Source organism: Pseudomonas sp. SDO55104_S430 (assembly GCF_054070595.1).
The window spans coordinates 1-2460 of the sequence record NZ_JBSVXG010000417.1 but is presented as its reverse complement, the minus strand read 5'-3'; the positions used below and the strand labels follow the sequence as shown (position 1 = coordinate 2460).

Genomic DNA, 2460 nt, shown 5'->3' with positions numbered 1-2460 from the left:
GCTTTCGCGGGCAAGCCTCGCTCCTACAGGTCACGCGAAACCCTATGGGAGCGAGGCTTGCCCGCGAAGACTGACCATCAATCGCCGTAGATATCGGACTTGAAGTACTTCTCGGAAATCTTCTGGTACTCGCCATTCGCGCGAATGCCATCGATGGCCGTGTTCAACTGGCTGACCAGTTCGGCATTCCCCTTGCGCACCGCAATCCCGGCGCCCTCGCCCACGTATTTCGGATCCTTGAGCTCAGGCCCGACAAACGCGTAACCCTTGCCACGCGGCATCGACAGGAAGTCGTTGAGCGGAATGGTGTCGGCGAAAACCGCGTCCAGGCGACCGGCCGCCAGGTCCATGTAGATCTCTTCGTTGTTGCCGTAACGCTTGACGATGACGCCCTTGGGCTCGAACACCTCGGTAGCGTAGCGATCAGTGGTGGTCGCGCGCTGCACGCCGACGGTCTTGCCCTTGAGGCTGGCGTACTGGTCATCCACCACCGCGCCTTCCTTCATCACCAGGCGCGAGGACGTGAAGTAGTACTTGTGGGTGAAATCCACCGACTTCTTGCGGTCGTCGTTGATGGTCATCGACGACAGGGCCATGTCGATCTTCTTCACTTTCAGCGAAGGAATCAGGCCGTCGAACTCACCTTCGACCCACACGCACTTGACCTTCATCTCGGCGCACAGGGCGTTGCCGATGTCGTAGTCGAAACCGACGATCTCGCCCTTGTCGGTCTTGGAAGCAAACGGTGGATAAGCGGCCTCGATACCGATACGCAGGGTTTTCTCGGCGGCATACAGACTGGAGCACGCCAACAGGCTCAGGGCCAGACCGGTGATGAGGGGGAACTTCTTCATATTCGTTCTCTCGCGGGTTGTTGTTGGTTTTGCAAGACAGAAGAAAAAGCGGAAACGGGGATAGGCCTTTTTTGTACTTATAAATCCATACTGGACTTTTATGTACAAACCGTCAATTGGAGAAAATGAAGATGTGCCGGCCGGTGGTCGGGCATTCAGAAAGGAATGTGTGAAGCGGATGGCCTCATCGCGGGCAAGCCCGCTCCCACAAGGTTCGCGTCGTACACAACCTACGCGACCGGCACAAATCCTGTGGGAGCGGGCTTGCCCGCGATGACGTACTCAAGAGCGAAACCGAGATTACTGCTTCCAGCGATCCGCCGCCGCATGATCGCTGTCGCGCCCCTCGACCCAGCGCGAGCCTTCGGGGGTGTTCTCTTTTTTCCAGAACGGCGCGCGGGTTTTCAGGTAGTCCATGACAAAGGCGCAGGCATCGAAGGCGGCCTGGCGATGGGCGCTGGCGGCGCCGACGAAGACGATCGGCTCGCCGGGTTCCAGCGCGCCGATGCGATGCAGCACTTCGAGCTTGAGCAACGGCCAGCGCTGCTCGGCCTCGGTGGCGATCTTGCCGAGGGCTTTTTCGGTCATGCCCGGATAATGTTCGAGGAACATCCCGGCCACATCGAGTCCGTCATTGAAGTCGCGCACGTAACCGACAAAACTCACCACCGCACCCACGCCAACGTTGGCGGCGTGCATGGCGTTCACCTCAACCCCTGGATCGAACGGCTCGGGCTGGACACGGATCGCCATGGTTTCAGCCCCCGGTCACGGTCGGAAAAAACGCCACTTCATCGCCATCGGCCACCGGCTCGTCGAGCTGGCACAGGTCTTCGTTGCGCGCACACATCAGGTTTTGCTCGCTCAGCACTTCGGCGCCTTCACGCTGGGCCAGCAACGCGCGCACGTCGTCAACCGTGGCGAACGGGCCCTGGACCTCAAGCGAATCCATACCCAGGGCTTCACGATAGCGGGCGAAAAACTTCACGGTAACGTTCATGGCTGCTCCGCCTGGAAGTGACCGCTCTTGCCGCCGAGCTTTTCCAGCAGCTTGACGTTTTCGATGGTCATGCCGCGATCCACGGCCTTGCACATGTCATAGATGGTCAGGGCCGCGACGCTGGCGGCGGTCAGGGCTTCCATCTCCACCCCGGTCTGCCCGGACAGCTTGCAGCGCGCGACGATACGGACGCTGTCGTCGCCTTCGGCACTGAGTTCGACCTTGACCCCGGTCAGCATCAGCGGATGGCATAGCGGAATCAGATCACTGGTTTTCTTCGCCGCCTGGATGCCAGCGATGCGCGCCACGGCAAACACATCACCCTTGGGGTGACCGCCGCTGACGATCATCTGCAGGGTTTCGGGCAGCATGCGCACCAGCGCTTGGGCAGTCGCCTCACGGAACGTCACGTCTTTGTCGGTGACGTCGACCATGTTGGCGCGACCTTGGGAATCGAGATGAGTCAGCACGGGGTTACTCCTGATCAGGAGCGTCGATTGTAAACCTGCGGGTCAAAATTGCGCACGCACGAATATTCAGGCACAGCCCATCCACCTGTAGGAGCGAGGCTTGCCCGCGAAGCTCTTCGGCGCACTTGAAGACGCC

Annotated in this window: 4 protein-coding genes; all 4 read right to left on the bottom strand. The window is 60.1% G+C overall.

Features of this window, described 5'->3' with window-relative positions; translation table 11 throughout:
- Positions 1 to 77: 77 nt before the first annotated feature.
- Entirely contained in the window at positions 78 to 854 is a 777-nt protein-coding gene (locus ACW9JE_RS30270; RefSeq protein WP_224534458.1) for an ABC transporter substrate-binding protein, read from the bottom strand.
- A 300-nt stretch (positions 855 to 1154) separates the two neighbouring features.
- Complete coding sequence (gene moaE, locus ACW9JE_RS30265; protein ID WP_224534461.1) at positions 1155 to 1607, bottom strand: molybdopterin synthase catalytic subunit MoaE; 453 nt, start codon at positions 1605 to 1607, stop codon at positions 1155 to 1157.
- A 4-nt stretch (positions 1608 to 1611) separates the two neighbouring features.
- Positions 1612 to 1854, bottom strand: a complete 243-nt coding sequence (gene moaD / locus ACW9JE_RS30260; RefSeq protein ID WP_175377919.1) for a molybdopterin converting factor subunit 1 — start codon at positions 1852 to 1854, stop codon at positions 1612 to 1614.
- On the bottom strand, positions 1851 to 2324 hold the full coding sequence (gene moaC / locus ACW9JE_RS30255) for a cyclic pyranopterin monophosphate synthase MoaC (protein WP_224534470.1): 474 nt from the start codon (positions 2322 to 2324) through the stop codon (positions 1851 to 1853). Before moaC ends, moaD begins: the two co-directional genes overlap by 4 nt.
- Between the last annotated feature and the right edge of the window lie 136 nt (positions 2325 to 2460).

Bases quoted from the DNA above. Each gene is read 5' to 3' on its own strand.
- moaD (WP_175377919.1), bottom strand. From the start codon at position 1,854: ATGAACGTTACCGTGAAGTTTTTCGCCCGCTATCGTGAAGCCCTGGGT.
- ACW9JE_RS30270 (WP_224534458.1), bottom strand. From the start codon at position 854: ATGAAGAAGTTCCCCCTCATCACCGGTCTGGCCCTGAGCCTGTTGGCG.
- moaE (WP_224534461.1), bottom strand. From the start codon at position 1,607: ATGGCGATCCGTGTCCAGCCCGAGCCGTTCGATCCAGGGGTTGAGGTG.